This is a genomic window from Bradyrhizobium sp. HKCCYLRH2015 (genome assembly GCF_051168215.1).
Lineage (GTDB): Bacteria > Pseudomonadota > Alphaproteobacteria > Rhizobiales > Xanthobacteraceae > Bradyrhizobium.
On record NZ_JBNPUO010000007.1, the window covers coordinates 123,971 to 145,199 of the forward strand.

The 21,229-nt window shown below is 65.7% G+C and carries 26 protein-coding genes; 18 read left to right on the forward strand and 8 right to left on the reverse strand.

Going from position 1 to position 21,229, the window contains the following annotated elements; translation table 11 throughout:
* Positions 1-75: 75 nt before the first annotated feature.
* From ffh to ACQR1H_RS19420, 9 genes are all read left to right on the forward strand, one after another.
* Complete coding sequence (gene ffh / locus ACQR1H_RS19380; RefSeq protein WP_434908046.1) at positions 76-1,623, forward strand: signal recognition particle protein; 1,548 nt, start codon at positions 76-78, stop codon at positions 1,621-1,623.
* 138 nt (positions 1,624-1,761) lie between these two features.
* Positions 1,762-2,094 (forward strand): 30S ribosomal protein S16, encoded by a 333-nt coding sequence (rpsP, locus tag ACQR1H_RS19385; protein ID WP_008964221.1) that lies wholly within the window; start codon positions 1,762-1,764, stop codon positions 2,092-2,094.
* A gap of 127 nt (positions 2,095-2,221) precedes the next feature.
* Positions 2,222-2,818, forward strand: a complete 597-nt coding sequence (gene rimM, locus ACQR1H_RS19390) for a ribosome maturation factor RimM (RefSeq protein WP_316238533.1) — start codon at positions 2,222-2,224, stop codon at positions 2,816-2,818.
* A gap of 210 nt (positions 2,819-3,028) precedes the next feature.
* Positions 3,029-3,802, forward strand: a complete 774-nt coding sequence (gene trmD, locus ACQR1H_RS19395; protein ID WP_316238534.1) for a tRNA (guanosine(37)-N1)-methyltransferase TrmD — start codon at positions 3,029-3,031, stop codon at positions 3,800-3,802.
* A gap of 109 nt (positions 3,803-3,911) precedes the next feature.
* Complete coding sequence (gene rplS, locus ACQR1H_RS19400; protein WP_315800727.1) at positions 3,912-4,295, forward strand: 50S ribosomal protein L19; 384 nt, start codon at positions 3,912-3,914, stop codon at positions 4,293-4,295.
* 407 nt (positions 4,296-4,702) lie between these two features.
* Positions 4,703-6,109, forward strand: a complete 1,407-nt coding sequence (gene leuC, locus ACQR1H_RS19405; protein WP_315800728.1) for a 3-isopropylmalate dehydratase large subunit — start codon at positions 4,703-4,705, stop codon at positions 6,107-6,109.
* A 258-nt stretch (positions 6,110-6,367) separates the two neighbouring features.
* Complete coding sequence (locus tag ACQR1H_RS19410) at positions 6,368-6,694, forward strand: hypothetical protein (RefSeq protein WP_315800729.1); 327 nt, start codon at positions 6,368-6,370, stop codon at positions 6,692-6,694.
* A complete protein-coding gene (locus ACQR1H_RS19415; RefSeq protein ID WP_316180291.1) occupies positions 6,687-6,899 on the forward strand; it encodes a hypothetical protein in 213 nt (70 codons plus the stop codon). The genes ACQR1H_RS19410 and ACQR1H_RS19415 overlap by 8 nt, the downstream gene beginning before the upstream one ends.
* Before the next feature lie 181 nt (positions 6,900-7,080).
* Positions 7,081-7,296, forward strand: a complete 216-nt coding sequence (locus ACQR1H_RS19420) for a hypothetical protein (protein ID WP_434888002.1) — start codon at positions 7,081-7,083, stop codon at positions 7,294-7,296.
* A gap of 83 nt (positions 7,297-7,379) precedes the next feature.
* On the opposite strand, the gene ACQR1H_RS19425 is transcribed toward ACQR1H_RS19420, so the two are convergent.
* The 4 genes from ACQR1H_RS19425 to ACQR1H_RS19440 form a co-directional block, all read right to left on the reverse strand.
* The gene (locus ACQR1H_RS19425) at positions 7,380-8,078 is read right to left on the reverse strand and encodes a hypothetical protein (protein ID WP_434888001.1); all 699 of its coding nucleotides are present in this window, start codon (positions 8,076-8,078) and stop codon (positions 7,380-7,382) included.
* A gap of 303 nt (positions 8,079-8,381) precedes the next feature.
* Positions 8,382-8,657 carry a hypothetical protein gene (locus tag ACQR1H_RS19430; RefSeq protein WP_315800733.1) on the reverse strand — a complete coding sequence of 92 codons (276 nt, stop codon included), beginning with the start codon at positions 8,655-8,657 and terminating at the stop codon, positions 8,382-8,384.
* A gap of 94 nt (positions 8,658-8,751) precedes the next feature.
* A complete protein-coding gene (locus tag ACQR1H_RS19435) occupies positions 8,752-9,021 on the reverse strand; it encodes a hypothetical protein (RefSeq protein ID WP_315800734.1) in 270 nt (89 codons plus the stop codon).
* 290 nt (positions 9,022-9,311) lie between these two features.
* Positions 9,312-9,620 (reverse strand): hypothetical protein, encoded by a 309-nt coding sequence (locus ACQR1H_RS19440; RefSeq protein ID WP_434888034.1) that lies wholly within the window; start codon positions 9,618-9,620, stop codon positions 9,312-9,314.
* A gap of 141 nt (positions 9,621-9,761) precedes the next feature.
* Between ACQR1H_RS19440 and ACQR1H_RS19445 the strand changes: the two genes are divergently transcribed.
* The 5 genes from ACQR1H_RS19445 (at position 9,762) to ACQR1H_RS19465 (ending at position 12,669) form a co-directional block, all read left to right on the forward strand.
* Positions 9,762-10,160, forward strand: a complete 399-nt coding sequence (locus ACQR1H_RS19445) for a metallopeptidase family protein (protein ID WP_434908047.1) — start codon at positions 9,762-9,764, stop codon at positions 10,158-10,160.
* Between the two features lie 90 nt (positions 10,161-10,250).
* The gene (leuD, locus tag ACQR1H_RS19450) at positions 10,251-10,853 is read left to right on the forward strand and encodes a 3-isopropylmalate dehydratase small subunit (RefSeq protein WP_434908048.1); all 603 of its coding nucleotides are present in this window, start codon (positions 10,251-10,253) and stop codon (positions 10,851-10,853) included.
* Between the two features lie 81 nt (positions 10,854-10,934).
* Entirely contained in the window at positions 10,935-11,735 is an 801-nt protein-coding gene (locus ACQR1H_RS19455; protein WP_316180286.1) for a hypothetical protein, read from the forward strand.
* Between the two features lie 111 nt (positions 11,736-11,846).
* Positions 11,847-12,263 carry a DUF6455 family protein gene (locus tag ACQR1H_RS19460; RefSeq protein WP_434881653.1) on the forward strand — a complete coding sequence of 139 codons (417 nt, stop codon included), beginning with the start codon at positions 11,847-11,849 and terminating at the stop codon, positions 12,261-12,263.
* 34 nt (positions 12,264-12,297) lie between these two features.
* Positions 12,298-12,669, forward strand: a complete 372-nt coding sequence (locus ACQR1H_RS19465) for a c-type cytochrome (protein WP_434908049.1) — start codon at positions 12,298-12,300, stop codon at positions 12,667-12,669.
* A 4-nt stretch (positions 12,670-12,673) separates the two neighbouring features.
* Here ACQR1H_RS19465 and ACQR1H_RS19470 read toward each other — a convergent pair whose 3' ends face one another.
* Positions 12,674-13,552, reverse strand: coding sequence for an HpcH/HpaI aldolase/citrate lyase family protein (locus tag ACQR1H_RS19470; protein ID WP_316238542.1), 879 nt, complete (start codon positions 13,550-13,552; stop codon positions 12,674-12,676).
* A 101-nt stretch (positions 13,553-13,653) separates the two neighbouring features.
* Between ACQR1H_RS19470 and ACQR1H_RS19475 the strand changes: the two genes are divergently transcribed.
* Positions 13,654-14,298, forward strand: a complete 645-nt coding sequence (locus tag ACQR1H_RS19475) for a carbonic anhydrase (protein ID WP_434908050.1) — start codon at positions 13,654-13,656, stop codon at positions 14,296-14,298.
* 63 nt (positions 14,299-14,361) lie between these two features.
* Here ACQR1H_RS19475 and ACQR1H_RS19480 read toward each other — a convergent pair whose 3' ends face one another.
* Together ACQR1H_RS19480 and ACQR1H_RS19485 are read right to left on the reverse strand one after the other, a co-directional pair.
* Entirely contained in the window at positions 14,362-14,883 is a 522-nt protein-coding gene (locus tag ACQR1H_RS19480) for a TIGR00645 family protein (protein ID WP_434908051.1), read from the reverse strand.
* 288 nt (positions 14,884-15,171) lie between these two features.
* Complete coding sequence (locus ACQR1H_RS19485; RefSeq protein WP_316238545.1) at positions 15,172-16,206, reverse strand: aspartate-semialdehyde dehydrogenase; 1,035 nt, start codon at positions 16,204-16,206, stop codon at positions 15,172-15,174.
* Positions 16,207-16,320: 114 nt separating this feature from the next.
* Here ACQR1H_RS19485 and ACQR1H_RS19490 point away from each other — a divergent pair, with 114 nt between their 5' ends.
* Together ACQR1H_RS19490 and ACQR1H_RS19495 are read left to right on the forward strand one after the other, a co-directional pair.
* Positions 16,321-17,121 (forward strand): hypothetical protein, encoded by an 801-nt coding sequence (locus tag ACQR1H_RS19490; protein ID WP_434908052.1) that lies wholly within the window; start codon positions 16,321-16,323, stop codon positions 17,119-17,121.
* A 228-nt stretch (positions 17,122-17,349) separates the two neighbouring features.
* A complete protein-coding gene (locus ACQR1H_RS19495; protein ID WP_315800746.1) occupies positions 17,350-17,733 on the forward strand; it encodes a hypothetical protein in 384 nt (127 codons plus the stop codon).
* Between the two features lie 891 nt (positions 17,734-18,624).
* Here ACQR1H_RS19495 and leuB read toward each other — a convergent pair.
* Entirely contained in the window at positions 18,625-19,737 is a 1,113-nt protein-coding gene (gene leuB, locus ACQR1H_RS19500; RefSeq protein WP_315800747.1) for a 3-isopropylmalate dehydrogenase, read from the reverse strand.
* 276 nt (positions 19,738-20,013) lie between these two features.
* On the opposite strand from leuB, the gene ACQR1H_RS19505 reads away from it, so the two are divergent.
* Positions 20,014-21,210 carry a YbfB/YjiJ family MFS transporter gene (locus ACQR1H_RS19505; RefSeq protein WP_434908053.1) on the forward strand — a complete coding sequence of 399 codons (1,197 nt, stop codon included), beginning with the start codon at positions 20,014-20,016 and terminating at the stop codon, positions 21,208-21,210.
* The last annotated feature ends 19 nt before the right edge of the window (positions 21,211-21,229 follow it).

Genomic DNA, 21,229 nt, shown 5'->3' on the forward strand with positions numbered 1-21,229 from the left:
TCGTCATAGGCCGCAGCACGCGGCGATGACGGGCGGCAATGAAGCGAGCGCCCGGCAAGGGCAAAGGATACGGCATTGTTCGACAATCTGTCGGAAAGGCTTGGCGGCATTCTCGATCGGCTGACGGGGCGTGGTTCGCTCTCGGAAGCCGATGTCGACGCCGCGATGCGCGAGGTCCGCCGGGCGCTGCTCGAGGCCGACGTCGCACTGGAGGTTGTCCGCAGCTTCACCGAGCGCGTGCGCGAGCAGGCGATCGGCGCCACCGTGGTCAAGTCGGTCACCCCCGGCCAGATGGTCGTGAAGATCGTCCATGACGAGTTGGTCAAGACGCTCGGCGACGACAGCCAGACCATCGACCTCAATGCCGTGCCGCCGGTGCCGATCATGATGGTCGGCCTGCAGGGCTCGGGCAAGACCACCACCACTGCCAAGCTCGCCCGGCGCATGGTTCAGCGCGACAAGCGCAAGGTGCTGATGGCCTCGCTCGACGTCTACCGTCCGGCCGCCATGGAGCAGCTCGCGGTGCTCGGCCGCGACTTGGACATTCCGACCCTGCCGATCGTCGCCGGCCAGATGCCGCCGCAGATCGCACGCCGCGCCATCGAGGCCGCCAAGCTCGGCGGCTATGACGTGGTGCTGCTCGACACCGCCGGCCGCACCACGCTGGACGAGGACATGATGAAGGAGGCCGCCGAGATCAAGGCGGTCGCCAACCCGCACGAGATCCTGCTGGTCGCGGATTCGCTGACCGGCCAGGACGCCGTCAATCTCGCCCGCTCGTTCGACCAGCGCGTCGGCCTCACCGGCATCGCGCTGACCCGTATCGACGGCGACGGCCGCGGCGGCGCCGCGCTGTCGATGCGCGCGGTCACCGGCAAGCCGATCAAGCTGCTCGGCACCGGCGAGAAGACCGACGCGCTGGAGGACTTCTATCCCTCGCGCATCGCCGGCCGCATCCTCGGCATGGGCGACATCGTCTCGCTGGTCGAGAAGGCCGCGGCGAACATCGACGCCGAGAAGGCCGCGCGCGCCGCCGAGAAGATGCGCAAGGGTCAGTTCGACCTCAACGACATGCGCGAGCAGTTGCTGCAGATGTCGCAGATGGGCGGCATCAGCGGGCTCATGGGCATGATGCCCGGCATCTCCAAGATGAAGAACCAGATCGCGGCCGCCGGGATCGACGACAAGATTCTCAAGCGCCAGGTTGCGATCATCGATTCGATGACCCGCGAGGAGCGCAAGCATCCCGACCTGCTGAAGGCGAGCCGCAAGAAGCGCATCGCCGCGGGCTCCGGCCAGAGCGTCGAGCACGTCAACAAGCTCTTGAAGATGCACCGGAACATGGCCGACGTGATGAAGGCGATGGGCTCCGGCAAGCGTGGCCCGCTGGCCGGCATCGCCCAGGCGATGGGTTTTGGCGGCGGTGGCGGCATGCCCTCGCCGGAGCAGCTCAAGGCGATGGCCGAGAAGATGCCGGGCGGCATGCCCGGCGGCCTGCCGAATTTGCCGAAGGATCTTCCCGCCGGCCTGCGCGGCGGCTTGCCCAATCTTCCGGGCCTCACCGGTCTCAGCGGCAAGCCGACCCTGCCCGGCCTCGGGCTGCCTCCGGGGAAGAAGAAATGAGCTCACTCTCGTCATTGCGAGGAGCGAAGCGACGAAGCAATCCAGAGTCGCGCACGCCGCTCTGGATTGCTTCGCTTCGCTCGCAATGACGACCCATCCAACTTCGTATCAAGACATCGACACCTAAGGAGAACTTTCATGTCCGTCGTCATTCGTCTCGCCCGTGCCGGCACCAAGAAGCGCCCGGTCTATCACGTCGTCGTCGCCGACTCGCGCTTCCCGCGTGACGGCCGTTTCATCGAGCGTCTCGGCTACTTCAATCCGCTGATGCCGAAGGACAACGAGGCGCGCCTCAAGCTCGACATGGAGAAGGTGAAGGGCTGGCTCGCCAAGGGCGCGCAGCCGTCCGACCGCGTCGCCCGCTTCCTCGATGCCGCCGGCGTCAAGAAGCGCGAAGCCCGCCAGAACCCGATCAAGGCCGTGCCGCGCAAGGAGCGCAAGGCCCAGGCCGAAGCCGCCGCAAAGGGCTAAGCCTCTTGCTGCGCGAGGCCTCATGCTTCGAGACGCACGGCTTTCGCCGTGCTCTTCAGCATGAGGTGATCGCTCCTCGTCCTGAGGAGCGCGCCGTTGCGCGCGTCTCGAAGGACGAGGCCCGCTGATGTCCAAGCTCATCTGCGTCGCCAGGATCGGCGCCGCGCACGGCGTGCGCGGCGAGGTCCGCTTATGGACCTTCACCGAGGATCCGCTGGCCGTGCTGCATTTCGGTCCGCTCACGACCAAGGACGGCAGCCGATCGTTCGAGGTCGCGAAGGCGCGCGAGGCCAAGGATCATCTGGTCGCCGCGATCAAGGGCGTCACGGACCGCAATGCGGCCGAACGGCTCAACGGGCTCGAGCTCTATGTGCCGCGTGAGCGCCTGCCCGAGACCGATGACGACGAATACTACCACGCCGACCTGATCGGCTTGGCCGCCGAGACCACCTCAGGCGCCCCGCTCGGCCGCGTGCTCGCCGTCCATAATTTCGGCGCCGGCGACATCATCGAGATCGCCCCGCCCTCCGGCAGCACCTTGATGCTGCCGTTCACCAATGCCGTGGTGCCGACGGTCGATCTGGCAGGCGGCCGGGTGATCATCGAGTTGCCGGCCGAGATTGACGGCGAGGATCGAGCTTCGGCCGATGAAACGGCGTCGGCTGAGGACGATGCTGCCGCCCAAAACTCAGCTCGTCATCCCCGCGAAAGCGGGGATCCATAGCCACCGCAGCCGATTGGCTTGCGCGGAACTGGCCGCGTGCCACTTTCCAACATCACGCGGTATGGGTCCCGGATCGGCGCCGCGACGCGCTGATGCGCGTCACGGCTTGTCCGGGACGACACCGGTGGTGGAGCATCAGCCGCGAGATGACGGCGCCGCATTGAGCGATCGGGGCTCGATCTTGCTTCGCCGCTGCCGTAACAGAGCGCCATGACCACTTCGCCCTCTCCGACCGCGCCCTGGCGCGCGACTGTGCTGACGCTGTTTCCGGAGATGTTTCCCGGGCCGCTGGGCGTGAGCCTGGCCGGCCGAGCCTTGGCTGGCGGCATTTGGACGCTGGAGGCGCGCGACATCCGGGCCTCGGCGACCGACAAGCACCGGAGTGTCGATGATACGCCGGCTGGAGGCGGCCCGGGAATGGTGCTGCGCGCGGACGTGCTGGCCGCCGCGATCGATGCCGCCGCCGTTGCACCCGAACGGCCGAAGCTGCTGATGAGCCCGCGCGGTCGGCCCTTGACCCAGGCCTTCGTCCGCGAGCTTGCCGACGGTCCCGGCCCGCTGATCGTTTGCGGCCGTTTCGAAGGCATCGACCAGCGCGTCATCGACGCGCGCGAGCTGATCGAGGTCTCGATCGGAGATTATGTGCTGTCGGGCGGCGAGATCGCCGCGCTGGTGCTGATCGACGCCTGCGTGCGACTGCTGCCCGGTGTGATGGGCAAGCTCGAATCCGCCACTGACGAGAGCTTCTCCGACGGCCTACTGGAGTACCCGCAATACACTCGCCCGCAGCTGTTCGAGGGCCGTCCGATTCCGGATGTGCTCACCTCGGGCGATCACGCCAAGGTCGCGGCGTGGCGGCGCGCGCAGGCCGAGGCGCTCACGCAAGCGCGGCGGCCGGATCTGTGGGCCGAATGGCAGGTGCGCCAGACCCTGGAACAAAGCAGGACCAGCCAAAAAGCGCCAAAAAGCACGACAGACGGGTGACAAGCCTCGCGCTTTGGCTTATAGGAGCGCCCAATTCCGCAAGTGACGGCAGGAACAAGCGCAGCCCCCGCGTGACCCGGCTGGGCGCGCCGCCGATGGAGATTTACCCGTGAACCTGATTCAGCAGCTCGAAAAAGAGCAGTTCGACAAGCTGTCCGCCAACAAGACCATTCCGGAGTTCGGCCCGGGCGACACCGTGATCGTCAACGTGAAGGTGGTCGAAGGCGAGCGCACGCGCGTGCAGGCCTATGAAGGCGTCTGCATCGGCCGGTCCGGCGGCGGCATCAACGAGAGCTTCACCGTCCGCAAGATCTCCTACGGCGAGGGCGTGGAGCGCGTGTTCCCGATCCTCTCCCCGATGATCGACTCGATCAAGGTCGTGCGCCGCGGCAAGGTGCGTCGCGCCAAGCTGTATTACCTGCGCCAGCTGCGCGGCAAGTCGGCCCGCATCGTCGAGAAGCAGGACCGCCAGCAGGCCGCGGTGAACGAGTAATCGTTGCTTCCCATGGATTGACGAAGAGCGCGGGCTGGTCCCGCGCTTTTTTGTTTTGGGCACCGTCATTGCGAGGAGCGGAGCGACGAAGCAATCCAGAGTCCTCGCTCAGCCCTGGATTGCTTCGCTTCGCTCGCAATGACGGCGGGCGCAAACGCATCTCGCACTCCCTTGCCCGCGTGCTATATATCGCCCTGAAATGGTTCTAGATCGCACCAGCATGGCCTGCCGCCGCGTCGTCATCGACGATCATAGCCGGCTGCCCGGGCGGTTCTTCGGAAGGTTCGCGACGTCTGCGACGTCCGAGCTTAGGCGCGCGCTGTAAGCCGCAGCGCCTCTTCCTGATTGTTCGCGCGTGCCCGTCACGCGTCGTGTCTCAAACCTTAAATTCCCGGGAGCATTCGCTCATGTCGAAGCCGACCACCCTGTACGACAAGATCTGGAACGACCATCTGGTGCACGAAGCCGAGGACGGCACCTGCCTGCTCTACATCGACCGCCACCTGGTGCACGAGGTGACGTCGCCGCAAGCGTTCGAAGGCCTGCGCGCCACCGGGCGCAAGGTGCATGCGCCGGAGAAGACGCTGGCCGTGGTTGATCACAACGTGCCGACCACCGACCGTTCCAAGCCGAATCCGGATCCGGAGAGCATCGAGCAGATCAAGGCGCTGGCGGAGAACGCCAAGGAATTCGGCATCGAATATTACAACGAATTCGACCGCCGCCAGGGCATCGTCCACGTCATCGGCCCCGAGCAGGGTTTTACGCTGCCCGGCACCACGATCGTCTGCGGTGACAGCCACACCTCGACGCATGGCGCGTTCGGCGCGCTGGCGCACGGCATCGGCACCTCCGAGGTCGAGCACGTGCTGGCGACACAGACGCTGATCCAGAAGAAGGCGAAGAACATGCGCGTCACGGTCGACGGCGTGCTGCCGGACGGCGTGACGGGCAAGGACATCATCCTCGCCATCATCGGCGAGATCGGCACCGCGGGAGGTACCGGCTACGTGCTGGAATACGCTGGCGAGGCGATCCGCGCGCTGTCGATGGAAGGCCGCATGACCGTCTGCAACATGTCGATCGAGGGCGGCGCGCGCGCCGGTCTGGTCGCGCCCGACCAGAAGGCGTTCGACTTCCTGCGCGGCCGTCCCAAGGCGCCGCAGGGCGCCGCCTGGGACGCAGCGATGCGCTACTGGGAGACCCTGCGCTCCGACGACGGCGCGCATTTCGACCACGAGCTCCGGCTCGACGCCGCCAAGCTGCCGCCGATCGTGACCTGGGGCACCTCGCCCGAGGACGTGATCTCGGTGACCGGCGTGGTGCCCGATCCGGACAAGATCGCAGACGAGGCCAAGCGCATCTCCAAGCATCGCGCGCTGAAGTACATGGGCCTGACCGCGGGCACGAAGATCACCGACATCAAGCTCGACCGCGTTTTCATCGGCTCCTGCACCAACGGCCGCATCGAGGATCTCCGCGCCGCAGCCAAGATCGCCGAAGGCAAGACCGTCAGCGGCCACGTCAACGCGATGGTCGTCCCGGGCTCGGGCATCGTCAAGGAGCAGGCCGAGGCCGAGGGCCTCGACAAGATCTTCATCAAGGCCGGCTTCGAATGGCGCGAGCCGGGCTGCTCGATGTGCCTTGCCATGAACCCGGACAAGCTGGCGCCGGAAGAGCGCTGCGCCTCGACCTCGAACCGCAACTTCGAAGGCCGCCAGGGCTTCAAGGGCCGCACCCACCTGGTGTCACCCGCGATGGCCGCGGCGGCTGCGATCGCCGGACACTTCGTCGACGTGCGCGACTGGCGCTGATCAAGCCGCCCGGTCATCGCTTTCTGCGTTGCTCGACTTCAAAAGGCGACGTTCGTGTCAACGAACGTCGCCTTTGTTATGCCTGCCGACGCCTTCAACTTTGCGCCGGAAACGTCGGGATGTCCGGCCATTTATTTCGAACTGATCATCGACCTGCTGCAGCGCGAGCGGTTTACTGATTGTACTCTTCAAGGTTGCAATTCGAAGACAGGTCTCTTATGATTTGATGGGTCAGGCGCCGTCGGGCGGGAGAATCGTATGATTCATCCATTCAATGTCGATCCTCAAAATCCTTACGACGGCCCTGACTTCGACGAGTTCTGCATCGCAGAGAAGAGCTATTTGAGCGCGCGACGGGATCGCAGCGATTGCATCACCTGCGCGCTTTCCAAGCTCTGCCAGGCTGGCTTTGAACATCAAGTCGACCTTGCTGCACAAGGCAAGGACCCCAGCCTTACCAAGGATTGCCAACTCACAGCCGAAGACCTGACCGCCGAACGTCTTTTCGATGGGCTTACGGATGAACAAGTCGACTTCGTAAAAATTCATATCCCCGGACTTGCGAAGGAGCACGACAATGTCTGATCCCGCATCAATGCAACTTGAGGCCAAGAAGCAGCTTGCGAGCAAAGCCGAAGCCGTTGCGAAACATCAGTTGGAAGCCAAGCGCCAACTCAGCGAGAAGGCAGCGCTCGCGAGCAAGACTCAATTGGAAGCCAAGAAGCAGCTGATGGAGAAAGCCGATCTGACCAGCCGGATGCAACTGGCCTCGAAGAAAGCAAAGTCCTGACATTCGCAGTGATCGTCAGGTCGGTTGCATCTGACGATCCGCTCCTGGCGCACGACGTGATGATCGGTACGAATCTTCAGTGAAGTCTTGGCAGTTCGGCAATACTTTCTTAGGACCGCGAGCGCAAAATCCTACCACCGGACGCGCCGCGTCTGCAGAGGAACGTGCCGAGGAGCCTGACATGGCCGACAAGCCGGAATACGTCGACCTCATCCGCGATGCGACGCGCCAGCGCCGCAAGACACCGCCCGCCAAGATCGTCGCCCAGCCGGAGGCTCCGAAGGAGGAGCGGCGGTTGTCGAACTGGCCGCCCGGCCGCTTTGCCAAATGGCGCATCGAGACGCTGGTGCCGTGGAAGCTGAGCGTGAGGAACTGGCAGTTCAAGGACTGGCTCTGACTGCCGCGCACCATTCCATCCCCTTGAAATGAGAGAAGGGCGCCGTTGGGCGCCCTTCCTGTTTTGTCGAACTTCGAGCACGATCAGTAGTAGCGCCAGTGGTGGCGGTGGCGATGATGCCACCGGTGATAATGGCGCCAGTGATGACCCCGCCAATGCCGGTAGTGGCAGATGCGGCGTGGCCCGTAATGGGTCCAGACGACGCGGCAGCGACGGTAGGGATAATAGTAGCCCGTCGTATAAATCGGCGTGTAGTAGCTGCGGTAGCCGTAGAAATGGCGGCGGTGATGGTGGAAGTACGGCCGGTAGGCGTAGTGCGGGCGATAATGATAGCCACCGCCATGGAACACCGGCCGCGGACCGAATCCGCCATGGAATGCCGGGCCACCACCGTGGAAGGCCGGACGCGGGCCACCACCGCCGAAGGCATGTCCTCCCCCATGAAACGCGGGACTGCCGCCGCCACCCCTGAACATGGCGCCGCCGCCATGGAACGCCGGGCCACCGCCTCCGCCGTGGAACGCCGGACCGCCGTGGAAGCCGCCACCGCCCCCACCGTGGAATCCACCACCGCCGGGATGCCCGCCGCCACCGCCACCGGGGCCTCGGACCTGAACGGCCAACACGTCCGAAGGTGTCTGCGTGACGGAGCCGGCACCGGGACTCACCGGCGACATCGCAAGCGCAGGCCGTCCGGACGCGCCCGCCAAGACAAACAGTGTGGCCGCCGCAAGACTGAGGCGACGAGCAAGACCAGCACGCTGGTCCTTCATCCTCATCATGGTCCCTTCTCCCTGAATGCTGTGCAACGATGGACCCATGCAGCGCCGATGCTGGTCGTCCGATCGGTGGATTCGCGCACCCCCATCATGAACGTAGAGATAGCGACGTGAATGCGGCATGAATGATGCACGTTGCACGCGCATCTGCGGCGTGGCGTCGCGGCGAAGGAGATGCACGGGAGCCTCTACGTCGTCCTGCAACTCAGGATCACGGATGACGGCACAACGGCTCACGTGCTACTCGTGCGGGGACTTCGCAACTAACCACACGCAGGAAACGCAACGCGCCTTGCGGACACGGCCTCAATCGTAGAACGGCGTGAACAGAACCAAGGGTCCCGGCGGATAGGCTGGCGTGTAGTCCGTGGGACGGTCGAGATAATGCGGCACCTCTGCCGTCGCCACCACGGGCTTCGATCGGCGACCCTGCCGGCGCGGGCCAGCATCCGTGACGGTCTGACGCGCCTGCGTAACGGCGGGAGCTGCGGCGACAGGAGAGGTGGCGGCGGAACTTGCGAGCAGCATCGCCACCGTGACAATGCCGATCCCGAACCAGGTTCTGTCGACTGATGGTTTCACGGCGAATCTCGTTGCCAGCCCCCATCAACATGCAGGCCCGCAAAGCGGGCCTGCATGATTTCGGTCATTGTCTCGATCGGACGGAAAGCGCGACTTACCAGCGGCCGTGATGGCGATGTCCGTAGTGATGCGGCCGCCAGTGATGACGCGGATGGTAGTAATGCCGAGGATAATAGTGGCGCCGGGGATGCCAATGCCGGCGGCCGTGCCAATGCGCCTGAGTGGTCTCCTGCGCCGTGCCCTGCTGCACCGCGGTCGCGGCGCCCGGATTGATCAGCGACAGCGCCTGCGCGCGTTCGGCGGGGGCAGCCATCACGAGAACGGCGCCAACCGCCGCGATGCCCAACAGTTTCATCACAGTCATGAACTTCTCCCTCGATCGCCTGACATCACGTCCGGCTCCGTACATTCCGCCTTGTCAGTTGCCTGAATGGCGGCCGCAGCAGCGCGACGCAGATCAGTCTCGAACGAGCGACGTGAATGGGACATGAAGACCTGCGCAGGAGCAGAATGCCGAATGTCGCGCGTGGTTCCGCCGCAGTGCGCGACATATCGGCACTGTGTCCGGACGGTAACATCAGGGCAACGTCGCGATCGATCGCGACCAGATCATGTGCGCGCCTGCCGAGCCGATCAGTGCGGGGGACCCAGGAGTCAGCCGCGTCGCCAGATGCAACTCATATGCGGGACGATCACGGTGCCGCTCGGCCGATGCTCCGGAACATAGGTGGCATCGCATACCCGAACTGCGTTCGGCCCCGGATTGAAGCGCGGCACCACGTCGGGCTGCCAATGACCCTCGTAGCGCGGATAGATCTGGATTCGTCGTTGCCGGCGCTGCGCGGAGAGATCGGTGCTCACCTCACTCTGCACGGCGCCGCGCGCGCCGGCGGCCTGCTCCGCTCGCGCTGCCGCCGAGATCGAGACCACGACCGCCGCAGCCAGCGCCGCTCCGGCCAGCACCATCGACATCTGCCTCATCTGTCCCCCAACCCCCAGTTCGCGCGTCACGGTCGCCGGTTTCATCCCCTGCGTCAACCAGCTCCGCCACACATGTCATAGAACCAAGATGCAAGATGATCAAAGCCGGGCTAGAAGGCGGCAATGTGGACAGATCTGAAAGCCCCCTCGCTCGCCGAGATGGAAGTCATGGCGCACGAGATGTTCGAGCGTCTGCCCGAGCATTTTCGCAGGATGTGCGAGGGCATCGTCATCCGGGTCGACGACTTTCCGACCGAGGAGGTGCTCGACGAAATGCAGGCCGAAAGCGAGTTCGACCTGCTCGGCCTGTTCCAGGGCACGGGGCTGCCGTTTCGCAGCAATGACGACCTGCCGCGCCTGCCCAACATGATCTGGCTCTATCGCCGACCGATCCTCGACTACTGGGCCGAGCATGACGAGAGCCTCGGCCACATCGTCCGCCATGTGCTGATCCACGAGATCGGCCATCATTTCGGAATGTCAGACGACGACATGGAGGCGATCGAGGCGTCCGTCGACTGACCACCCGGCCGATAGCACCGGGATTTTGACTTTATCCGCCCTGCCGTTCGGGCTAAACAGCTGCCTGCCCGTATTATCGAAGGTGCCCCGATGTACAAGTTCACCACGCTGGAAGGCGTCGCCGCGCCGCTGAAGATCATCAATGTCGACACCGACATGATCATCCCCAAGCAATACCTGAAGACCATCAAGCGCACCGGCCTCGGCAAGGGCCTGTTCTCGGAGCAGCGCTACAAGGACGACGGCAGCGAGAACCCGGATTTCGTGCTCAACCAGCCGGCGTACCGCAACGCCAAGATCCTGGTCGCCGGCGACAATTTCGGCTGCGGCTCGAGCCGCGAGCACGCCCCCTGGGCGCTGCTCGATTTCGGCATCCGCTGCGTGATCTCGACCTCGTTCGGCGACATCTTCTACAATAACTGCTTCAAGAACGGCATCCTGCCGATCCGCGTGTCGCAGGCCGATCTCGACAAGCTGTTCGACGACGCCGAGCGTGGTGCCAACGCGACCCTGACGGTCGACCTCGCCAAGCAGGAGATCCGCGGCCCCGACGGCGGCACCGTCAAGTTTGACATCGACCCGTTCCGCAAGCATTGCCTGCTCAACGGGCTCGACGACATCGGCCTGACGCTGGAAAAGAAGGCCTCGATCGACAGCTATGAGGCCAAGCTGGCCGAGCGCGCCTGGGCCTGAGGCCCGCTGAGGGATGGTGAGTTCACGGGCCCCGGACCTCGTCCGGGGCCTTGTTTCGAGAGCAGCCCAGCAGGTCCGCCGTTGACGCGTGTAGTGCCCGAGGTCGTGACCTTCTGGCGGGGGCCGCTCGACCGGCTGCGCCAGACCTGCCTGCGGTCGCAGCTCGCGGCCGGCCACAAGGTCACGGTCTACAGCTTCGATCCGCTGCCCGGCCTGCCCGACGGGGTCGGCAATGCCGAGGCCGAGGCGATCCTTCCTTACGCATTCTCCGAACGTCTCAGGCCGCCGCAGCCCGACGGCAGCTGGCGCGATTGGACCACCTTGCAGTTCAGCGACTTCTTCCGGATGCGGCTGATGGCACAGCGCGCCGGCCTCTGGCTCGATGCCGACGTGCTGCTGCTCAGGCCGGTCGAGATCGATCCGGCTCTGCCCTACTTCGCCTGGGAGCGGCCGCGGCAGCTCGGCAACTCCGTGCTCTACCTGCCGCCGGAGGATCCGATCGTCGCCGAATTCACCGCGCTGATGGCGCAGGACGAGCTGACGCCGAACTGGCTGTCGCTGCGTCACCGCCTCACCTATGCGCTGCGCCGCCTGCGCGGCGGCTCCGACCGCCTGTCGGACATCCGCGTCGCCATCTTCGGCCCGGCCGCGCTGACGGCGCTGGCCCGCCGCCATGGCTCGCTGCGCCATGCGCTGCCGAAGCGCAGCTTCTACGCGGTGCATGCCGAGCCGAAGGCGTTCTTCGATCCGTCCGACTTCTCCGGGTTGATCGCCGATCCCCAGATCATCGGCCTGCACATCTCGCCGAAGGGCCGCGGCGGCGAGGCGCCGATCCCCGGCAGCCTGTATGCGTGGGCAGCCGAGCGATTTGCCCCGCGCTGACCGTCGCCGCGCAGCTTTGCGGCCGGCGCAGGGCCGATTTGCTGCTTGATCTACCGCAACGTCCACGCGGCAACCCGGTGATTGATTGCGGTCAATCATCGGAGACGTGTCATGACCGTAGACGCCAAGCCCTATCCGCGGGTTCAGTTCCTGATCGATACGTTCGCGCAATGGCTCCGGCACCGGCGAGAGCTGAGCGAGCTCCGGCAGCTCGACCGCGACGATTTCGAGCGCATCGCGATGGACCTGCAGGTCACGCCGGCCGATCTCGACGAGCTGGTCCGCCAAGGCGAGCATGCCGCCGACGAGCTGCCGCAGATGCTGAAGGCGCTCGGCATCGACGAGGCCGCGCTGGGGCGCGCCGAGCCGCTGGTGCTGCGCGACATGGAGCGCGTCTGCGCCATGTGCAAGGACAAGCCGCGCTGCCATCGCGATCTCGCCGCCGGCACGAGCGCCGAGCACTACGAGGAATACTGCCTCAACGCCCCGACCATCGACCGCCTGGGCAGCGCCGCGGTCAAGCACTGATCGCCGTCTCCCTCCCATCCAGCGGAGCAATGCGATGAGCCTGCCGAATCTGCACCGCAACATCTGGCTCCATGTCGGCGCCGCGATCCTGCTCGCGCTCGGCGCGATGCTGCTGATCCGGCTGCACAATGCCGGCGGCGTGACGCCGGCCGCCGACAGCGTGCAGGCGGGACGCAAGCTGGCGGAGGCCTGGTGCAGCACCTGCCACGCCATCGACGCCAGCGGGGCGAGAGCCCAGACCACGACCGCTCCCGATTTCGTGGCGGTCGCCAACATGCCATCGACGACCGAGCTGTCGCTCAAGGTGTTCCTGCAGAGCAGCCACCCGACGATGCCGAACGTCATCCTGACAGCCGAGCAGCGCGGCGACCTCGTCAACTACATCCTCAGCCTCCGCCGCATCTGACGCCTCACTTCGCCGCCGCCGCGATCGCGTCGGCGATCGCGATCGTGCGCCGCGCCATCTCGGCATGCAGCCGCTCGACCATGCGGCCCTCGATCTGGATCGCGCCGCGCGAGGCATTCTCCGGCAACTCGAACGCGGCGATGATCTTGCGTGCCGCAGCGACCTCGTCGGCCGGCGGGGTGAAGATCGCGTTGCAGGCGTCGATCTGGCCGGGATGGATCAGTGTCTTGCCGTCGAAGCCGAGATCGCGGGCCTGGATGCATTCCTGCGCGAATCCGTCGGTGTTGGCGAAATCGCTGTAAGGCCCGTCCAGGATCTCCAGCCCATGGGCGCGCGTCGCCAGGATGCAATGGCTGATCATCGGCAGCATCGTGGAGCGGCCCGGCAGCATGCGGATGCGGGTCTCACGCGAGATGTCGTTGGGCCCGAATACGAAGCCGGCGAGTCGCGAGCCGTCCTCGTGCACGGTGGCCGCGAGCAGATCGGCATCGAGCACGGCACGCGCCGTCTCGATCATCGCCCATACCTTCAGCGCCGGATCGGCCCCGACCTCGGCCAGACGATCCGTGACCAGGCGGAGGTCCTCGACGGTCGAGACCTTGGGAACCAGGATGCCGTCGGTCGCCGCTTGCCCGGCCATGGCGACGTCGTCGCTCCACCACGCCGTATCCAGGCTGTTGATCCGGATCAGCAGCTCCCGCTTGCCGTAGCCGTCGGCCGCAACCGCCTTGGCGATCTGGTCGCGGGCGGCCGCCTTGGCGTCCGGCGCCACCGAATCCTCGAGATCGAGGATCAGCCCGTCGGCCGGCAGGTTCCGCCCCTTCTCCAGCGCGCGTGCATTGGAGCCGGGCATGAACAGAAGACTGCGGCGCGGGCGGATCATTGCGGCGTTTCCCTTGGTTTATCGGCGCGGCCCGCGATACCATTTCGGGAGCCGGCCCGAAAGGCTTGTTCCCGGAAGCCGCATGTGTTTAGGCAGGGTCCATGATCTCGTTTCCGCAACGCCTGCTCGAAGGCTACCGCGCCTTCACCACCCAACGCCTGCCGACCGAACAGAGCCGTTACCTCGAGCTCTCGGAGCGCGGCCAGTCGCCCGAGGTGATGGTGATCGGCTGCTGCGACTCGCGCGTCTCGCCCGAGGTGATCTTCGACGTCGGTCCCGGCGAATTGTTCGTGCTGCGCAACATCGCCAACCTGGTGCCGATCTATCAGCCGGACGCCAACGCGCACGGCGTCTCGGCGGCGCTGGAATATGCCGTCACCGTGCTGAAGGTGAAGCACATCGTCATCCTGGGGCATGCCCAGTGCGGCGGCATCCGCGCCTTCGTCGACAAGGCCGCGCCGCTGTCGCCCGGCGACTTCATCGGCCGCTGGATGTCGATGTTCATCAAGCCCGGCGAGGTCGTCGAGCAGCGCACGCATGAGAGTTTCCAGGACTTCGTCACCCGGATCGAGAAGGCCGCGGTGTTCCGCAGCCTCGAGAACCTGATGACCTTCCCGTTCGTGCGCAGCCGCGTCGAGGCGGGAGACCTTCAGCTCCACGGCGCCTATTTCGGCGTCGCCGAGGGCTCGCTGTTCGTGCTCGACAGGGCGGCCAAGGAATTCAAGAGCGCGCGCGCTGGCGAATAGCGAATGGGAAGCGAGTAGTTCACCTGCCCTATTCGCCATTCGCGCCTCGCTATTCGCCGCCCATCAATGGTCGCCCGACCAGCGGTCCGACAGCGCCAGCATCAGGGTCGAGACCACGAAGGTCATGTGCACGCCGACCAGCCAGGCGAGCTTGGTCGAGTCGTAGCCGGCGTCGAGATTCATGAACGCCTTCAAGAGCTGGATCGCCGAGATCGCGACGATCGAGGCGAGCAGCTTCTGCTTCAGGCCGGCGAAGTCGACCTTGGTCATCCATTCCGGCCAGTCGGGATGGCCGCCGGGATCGATGCGCGAGACGAAGTTCTCATAGCCGGAGAACACCACGATCAGCACCAGATTGCCGGTCAGGCAGACGTCGATCAGGCTGAGCACGCCGAGGATGATGTCGCTCTCCTTGGCGTAGGGCAGATGAACGATATTCTCCCACAGCAGCAGCACGAACTTGAACAGCAGCACGACGAGGCTGACGACGAGGCCGACATAGAACGGCGCCATCAGCCAGCGGCTCTTGAACAGGAAGCCTTCAAGCCCGCGCTCGAGCGGACCCGGCGCGTGCTTGGCAGGCACGGGCGCTTGCGCCGCTGACTCGGTCTTGCTGCTCTCAGCCAATTTCGACCCCACCCCGAATCCGCTCGGTCATCCCACCAGGTCTCGCCCGCGAACGACCCTTCTGATTAGTGACTCCGTCATGCCCGGGCTTGTCCCGGGCATCCACGTGGTCCTCAACATGCCGAACGACGTGGATGGCCGGGACAAGCCCGGCCATGACGACTTAGAGACAGACGATCCCCAGACTTCCATTGTCATATGCGACGGCCATGACGCTTACCGGGGCGACGGCGCACCGTGCGTCTATTAGGCCGCCTTCTTCTTGGCGGTGATCAGCTTGCGGTTGATCAGCACTTCCGCGATCTGGATCGCGTTCAGCGCCGCGCCCTTGCGCAGATTGTCGGACACGCACCAGAAGGCGAGGCCGTTCTCGACCGTGCCGTCCTCGCGGATGCGGCTGATATAGGTCGCGTCCTCGCCGGCCGCCTCATAAGGCGTCACGTAGCCGCCCGGCTCGTGCTTGTCGATCACGAGACAGCCCGGCGCGTTGCGCAGGATGTTGCGGGCCTCGTCCGCCGTGATCGGATTCTCGAACTCGACGTTGACGGCTTCGGAGTGGCCGACGAACACCGGCACGCGCACGCAGGTCGCGGTCAGCTTGATCTTCGGATCCAGGATCTTCTTGGTCTCCGCCATCATCTTCCACTCTTCCTTGGTGAAGCCGTCTTCCATGAAGACGTCGATCTGCGGAATGACGTTGAAGGCGATGCGCTTGGGGAACTTGTTGTTGATCAGCTCGTCGTTGGTGTAGACGGCCTTGGTCTGCGAGAACAATTCGTCCATCGCATCCTTGCCGGCGCCGGACACCGACTGATAGGTCGACACCACGACGCGCGTGATCTTCGCCTTGTCATGCAGCGGCTTCAACGCGACCACGAGCTGGGCGGTCGAGCAGTTCGGATTGGCGATGATGTTCTTCTTGTTGAAGCCGGCGGCGGCGTCGGCATTCACCTCCGGCACGATCAGCGGCACGTCGGGATCCATGCGCCAGGCCGACGAGTTGTCGATGACGACCGCGCCGGCGGCGCCGATCTTGGGCGACCACTCCTTCGACACCGAGCCACCGGCCGACATCAGGCAGATGTCGACATCGGCAAAATCGTAGTGCTCGAGCGCTTTGACCTTCAGCGTGCGGTCGCCATAGGACACCTCGACGCCGACGCTGCGGCGTGAGGCCAGCGCCACGACCTCGTCGGCGGGGAATTGGCGCTCGTCGAGAATATTGAGCATTTCCCGTCCGACATTGCCGGTCGCGCCGACCACTGCGACTTTGTAACCCATCGTTCACTCTCCGAAGAAATAAGGCCGGCCGCGCATCTCAGCGGAAACCGAAGCGGCAGCGCTTCTATGCGAGAAACGTCCCTGACACAACGTTACCACGACGTCTCGCATTCGATGCAGTCCAATTCGGCCAGAACAGCCGCAGCGCCCCGATCCGGGTCCGTCCTGCAAGGGCTCAAGAGCTTCGCGGACGAGGTCTGCGGCACGTTTGCGCGCCTGTTCGCCTATGTGGGGGCTCTGGCGCTGATCGCCATGCTCGGCGTGGCCGGCTGGAACCATCTCGACCGCGGCGATGACACGCCCGGCCGCGCCGGCTGGACCTTGGCCGACGCCGCAGTGCCGGCGTTCTCGCTCCGCCTCACCGACCAGCCCGACAGGACCGCCACCTATACCGTGCTCACCCACCCCGAAGGCGGCCGCAAGGACGTGCTGCGCTGGGGCGAGCCCGCCGATCGGCCGACTGCCGAGCTCGAGGTCTACCGGTTCGGATCGGAGCGCGATGCCAGGCGTGATCCGCGGGCCGATCTCGCGGTCCGGATGGGGCGCAGCACCGCCTCCGAACTCGAGACCGCGGGCGTGATCGACAGCCGGTTCGGCCCAGTCGGCCTGGTGCGCCGGGCCGGGGCGCCCGAGGGCGCCGGGGCCTGCCTCGGCTTTCTCAAGACCATCGCCGAGCCGAGCTTGCGGATCTCCGGCTGGTCGTGCCAGGGCGTGACCATGCCGGCGCGCCGCGCCATGGTCGGGTGCATGCTCAACCGGCTGACCCTGCTGGCGCCCGACCGGCACCGCGCCCTGAGTCAGCTGTTCACGGGGTCCGATCCGCGGCGCGGCGGCTGCGACGAACCCGCCGTCGCCACCGGCAGCGTCGATTGGGTGACATCGACCGCCAATCCGAGGCTGCGCGGCGCGCTGTGAATGTCCGCCTGCGTCCGGATGTTGCTGGGCCTGACCGCGCCCCATTCGAGCGTCCGCATCGGCAGCCAAGTGACGGATTTTGATGCAACTTTCCCGCCACAGCGGGAATTTATCTTCGCTACGGCCGCGGGAATGACCTTGTGATGCCACAGCCGACCCAGATATTGTGCGGGCCAAATCATGCGCATGGCGAGCGCCCGCCCCTTTTGGCGCGAGGAAGAGGACGTGATGATCGAATTTTCTGCTGCGACCCGGGTCAAGGCCTTGGCGGTGATCGCCGCGACCGGCCTTGCCGTCACGTCTCTTGCCGTCGCCTCGGCCGATGCCGCTCCCGCCAAGCGCCGCGTCACGACCACCTATAGCAGCGGCAATCCGAACTACTCCTACCAGTCCGGCCCGCGCACCCGCATCTACATCACCCGCCGCTCCTTCCTCGACGGCGGCACCGAGGTTCTCCCCGGCGACCGCAAGTTCTCGGATTACGCCTTCCCACCGGCCGTCGGCTATCCGTCGTTCGCCCGCGAGAACCTGAACCGCCCGATCGACCGCCAGCCGCTGATGGCGCCGTCCGATCTGGGTGGCTACCCGACCCGGATTCCGATCCCCTACTGAGGACGGCAGCATCATCCGATGATCAAGGCCGGGCCCCGCCCGGCCTTTTGCTTGTGAGGAGGTGCCAAGACGCCGGAGCGTGCTGGATGCCCCGGGGCGCGGGACATGGCGATCAGGAAACATGCAGCCACCTTCTCGCGGCGCTGATGCGTCCGAGTGATGCGTCGATGTCCGCCCTCATCGGAAGCGAGGGCGCAGGGAAGGCCGAGCCTCGGCTGAGGCCCGTGGCCCCCGTGCGGAAAGAATGCACGGGGCAGGAACCACAGGTACAGCCGGACCGACCCGGCCTTCCCTGCGCGATGGTTTTCACGTTTACTCTGCGCTCTCCCCGGTGTCCGGCCTGTTAGCCACCGTCGTCGTCGGGATCATCGCCCTTCCGACTTGGCGCCAGCATCGGGACGCCAGGACCACGCAGCTTCACGTCCGCAAGAGCCTCGTTCGTCCGCATGCCCAAGGACATGCTGCGAGCCCTCGCGGCCACCGCATCCCCGCCTCACGCCTCGTGACGATCGCGAAACGCCCCTTGCAAGCGAAGCGGGATGGAGATGAGAAAACATGTATTCTGGAAAAACGAAATCGAAATCTTTGGCGCGCGGCGGACGGATCTTGCGATGCATCTGACGACGCTGGCGAAATGAGTCTTTCGACGCAGCCGAATCCGGGCTGAAAAATGTGCGCTCAAGCGTGAGAGGCCACGTCGATCGCGCGAACGACAAACTGATTTGCCCGACGAGCAGGCGGGCTACGCCGGGGTGCGACGGCGATTCGAGCCCGCGCTGATGAGTTGATCGAGCTATATCAGCAACGACGGTGCCCTCCCCTCCCCGCGAGGGGGAGGGGAGCAGACTGTCAGCGTGGCGAGAGCCCGGCTGAAATGAGCACTCGCTCCAACTATGCCGCGAGCTTCTCCAGCTCCTTGATGATCGCCTCGCCCATCTGCGTAGTCGAAGCGGGCGTCGAGCCCTCGGCCTTGATGTCGGCGGTGCGCAGACCCGAGGCCAGCACGGCGGCGATGGCGGCGTCGAGCTTGTCGGCGAGCGCGCCCATGTCGAAGGAGTAGCGCAGCGCCATGCCGAACGAGGTCAGCATCGCGATCGGGTTGGCGAGACCCTTGCCGGCGATATCCGGCGCCGAGCCGTGCACCGGCTCGTACAGCGCGCGGCGCTTGTGGGTCTTGGCGTCGACCTCGCCGAGCGAGGCGGACGGCAGCATGCCGAGCGATCCGGTCAGCATCGCCGCGATGTCCGACAGCATGTCGCCGAACAGATTGTCGGTGACGATGACGTCGAACATCTTCGGGTATTTCACCAGGTTCATGCCGCCGGAATCGGCGAGCTGGTGCTCGAGCGTGACGTCCTTGTACTCGCGATTGTGGACCGCGGTGACGACCTCGTTCCAGAGCACGCCCGACTTCATGACGTTGCGCTTCTCCATCGACGTCACCTTGTTCTTGCGCTTGCGCGCGAGGTCGAAGGCGACGCGGGCGATGCGCTCGATCTCATAGGTGTCGTAGACCTGAGTATCGATCGCGCGCTTCTGGCCGTTTCCGAGATCGGTGATGGTCTTTGGCTCGCCGAAATACACGCCGCCGGTGAGCTCCCGCACGATCATGATGTCGAGGCCCTCGACGATCTCGCGCTTCAGGCTGGAGGCATCGGCGAGCGCCGGATAGCACACGGCGGGACGCAGATTGGCGAACAGGCCGAGATCCTTGCGCAGGCGGAGCAGGCCCGCCTCGGGACGCACCTCGTAGGGAACGCCATCCCATTTCGGACCGCCGACGGCGCCGAAGATGATGGCGTCGGCCGCCTTGGCCTTGTCCATGTCGGCTTCCGAGATCGAGGCGCCATGAGCGTCATAGGCGGCGCCGCCGACCAGGCCGTCCTCGGTCTCGAACGAGGCCAGTCCCTTGGCGTTGAGCCAGCCGATCAGGCGCTTCACCTCGGCCATCACTTCGGGGCCGATGCCGTCGCCGGGCAGCAAAAGGAGCTTCTGGGTCGCCATGGTCGTTGTCCTCACGGGGCTTGTCATGCCGGGGCATTGCGCGGGCATCCATCCTTGGGATGGCTGGATTGCCGGTCTGCCTCGAGCGGATCGAAAGCAGGCGCCCGGCAATGACGGGATCTCTCAAAACGGCGGAGTGCTAAAGCCCTCCTGCGCCGTTGGCAAGCCACCATTGCCGGCGCACCACTTCTGTCGCGGCGAGGCGGGCGGTAATGTGCGCGAAAATCGCGGCCGAATAGCATGAATTGCCGGCCGATCGCCGCGCCGGAGCATGTCTTGCCAGCCTCCCCATCCGACCCGACACCGGCCCACCCGGCGTTGACCAACCTCACGCTGTCGCTGGGTCCGATCATCGGTCTCGGCATCGGCCGCTTCGCCTACGCGCTGGTGCTGCCGGACATGCGGGACAGCCTGCATTGGTCATACTCGGCGGCCGGCTTCATGAACACGGTCAACGCCGCCGGCTATCTCATCGGCGCGCTGATCGCCGCGCAGCTGGCCCGGCGCTACGGCGGCCTGGCCGCAGTGCGCGGCGGAACGCTGGCGGCGCTGGCCTCGCTCGTGGTGTGCGCCATGACCGGTGACTTCATCGCGCTCAGCCTGGCGCGGCTCGTGACCGGCATCGGCGCCGGCGTCGCGCTGGTGGCCGGCGGCGCGCTGGCGGCGCGGGTCGCCCTGGAGCGGCCGGCGCAGGCGAGCTTCGTGCTGAGCCTGTTCTATGCCGGGCCGCCGCTCGGCATCGTCATCTCCGGCCTGATCGCCCCCTTCGTGCTGCAGGCCTTCGGGCCCGGCTCATGGTGGATCGTATGGGCCGTGCTCGCCGCGGTCGGCGCGGTGCTGATCGGGCCGCTGCTCGCGATGCGGCTCCCGGCGAACGCCGCCACGGCGGAGACCCGCACCGACCGCGTCTCGCTGCGGCCGATGGCGATCTATCTGTTCGGCTACTTCCTCTACGGCGCCGGCTATATCGCCTATCTCACCTTCATGATCGCGTATGTGCGCGATCTCGGCGGCGGCGCCGCGGCGCAATCAGGCTTCTGGTGTCTCATTGGCCTCGCCGGCTTCACCACGCCCTGGGTGTGGCGGCGCGTGCTGGCGCTCGACCGCGGCGGCTGGCCCACCGCCCTCATCCTCACCATCAACGCGATCGGCGCCGCCCTGCCCTCGCTCAGCCATTCGCCTGTCATGCTGACGCTGTCGGCCGCTGTGTTCGGCATCGCCTTTTCGACCGTGACCACGGCCACCACCGCCTTCGTGCGCTTCAACCTGCCGCAGAGCGCCTGGCCGGGCGCGATCGCCGCGCTGACCATCTCGTTCGGCGTCGGCCAGACGCTCGGACCCTTCGCCGTCGGCGCGATCACCGATGCGATGGGGAGTTTGACCTATGCGCTGAACGTATCGGCGGCCTTGTTGCTGCTGGGAGCGGTGATGGCGGCGATGCAAGGCAAGTTGAAGCGCTCCGACCGCACCTAGCTCACGGTGTCGTCCCGGC

What these genes read in the sequence shown, in the direction of transcription:
- rpsP (WP_008964221.1), top strand. Translation starts at nt 1,762, where the DNA reads ATGTCCGTCGTCATTCGTCTCGCCCGTGCCGGCACCAAGAAGCGCCCG.
- rimM (WP_316238533.1), top strand. Translation starts at nt 2,222, where the DNA reads ATGTCCAAGCTCATCTGCGTCGCCAGGATCGGCGCCGCGCACGGCGTG.
- trmD (WP_316238534.1), top strand. Translation starts at nt 3,029, where the DNA reads ATGACCACTTCGCCCTCTCCGACCGCGCCCTGGCGCGCGACTGTGCTG.
- leuC (WP_315800728.1), top strand. Translation starts at nt 4,703, where the DNA reads ATGTCGAAGCCGACCACCCTGTACGACAAGATCTGGAACGACCATCTG.
- ACQR1H_RS19410 (WP_315800729.1), top strand. Translation starts at nt 6,368, where the DNA reads ATGATTCATCCATTCAATGTCGATCCTCAAAATCCTTACGACGGCCCT.
- ACQR1H_RS19415 (WP_316180291.1), top strand. Translation starts at nt 6,687, where the DNA reads ATGTCTGATCCCGCATCAATGCAACTTGAGGCCAAGAAGCAGCTTGCG.
- ACQR1H_RS19420 (WP_434888002.1), top strand. Translation starts at nt 7,081, where the DNA reads ATGGCCGACAAGCCGGAATACGTCGACCTCATCCGCGATGCGACGCGC.
- ACQR1H_RS19425 (WP_434888001.1), bottom strand. Translation starts at nt 8,078, where the DNA reads ATGATGAGGATGAAGGACCAGCGTGCTGGTCTTGCTCGTCGCCTCAGT.
- ACQR1H_RS19435 (WP_315800734.1), bottom strand. Translation starts at nt 9,021, where the DNA reads ATGACTGTGATGAAACTGTTGGGCATCGCGGCGGTTGGCGCCGTTCTC.
- ACQR1H_RS19445 (WP_434908047.1), top strand. Translation starts at nt 9,762, where the DNA reads ATGTGGACAGATCTGAAAGCCCCCTCGCTCGCCGAGATGGAAGTCATG.
- leuD (WP_434908048.1), top strand. Translation starts at nt 10,251, where the DNA reads ATGTACAAGTTCACCACGCTGGAAGGCGTCGCCGCGCCGCTGAAGATC.
- ACQR1H_RS19460 (WP_434881653.1), top strand. Translation starts at nt 11,847, where the DNA reads ATGACCGTAGACGCCAAGCCCTATCCGCGGGTTCAGTTCCTGATCGAT.
- ACQR1H_RS19465 (WP_434908049.1), top strand. Translation starts at nt 12,298, where the DNA reads ATGAGCCTGCCGAATCTGCACCGCAACATCTGGCTCCATGTCGGCGCC.
- ACQR1H_RS19470 (WP_316238542.1), bottom strand. Translation starts at nt 13,552, where the DNA reads ATGATCCGCCCGCGCCGCAGTCTTCTGTTCATGCCCGGCTCCAATGCA.
- ACQR1H_RS19475 (WP_434908050.1), top strand. Translation starts at nt 13,654, where the DNA reads ATGATCTCGTTTCCGCAACGCCTGCTCGAAGGCTACCGCGCCTTCACC.
- ACQR1H_RS19485 (WP_316238545.1), bottom strand. Translation starts at nt 16,206, where the DNA reads ATGGGTTACAAAGTCGCAGTGGTCGGCGCGACCGGCAATGTCGGACGG.
- ACQR1H_RS19490 (WP_434908052.1), top strand. Translation starts at nt 16,321, where the DNA reads ATGCAGTCCAATTCGGCCAGAACAGCCGCAGCGCCCCGATCCGGGTCC.
- ACQR1H_RS19495 (WP_315800746.1), top strand. Translation starts at nt 17,350, where the DNA reads ATGATCGAATTTTCTGCTGCGACCCGGGTCAAGGCCTTGGCGGTGATC.
- leuB (WP_315800747.1), bottom strand. Translation starts at nt 19,737, where the DNA reads ATGGCGACCCAGAAGCTCCTTTTGCTGCCCGGCGACGGCATCGGCCCC.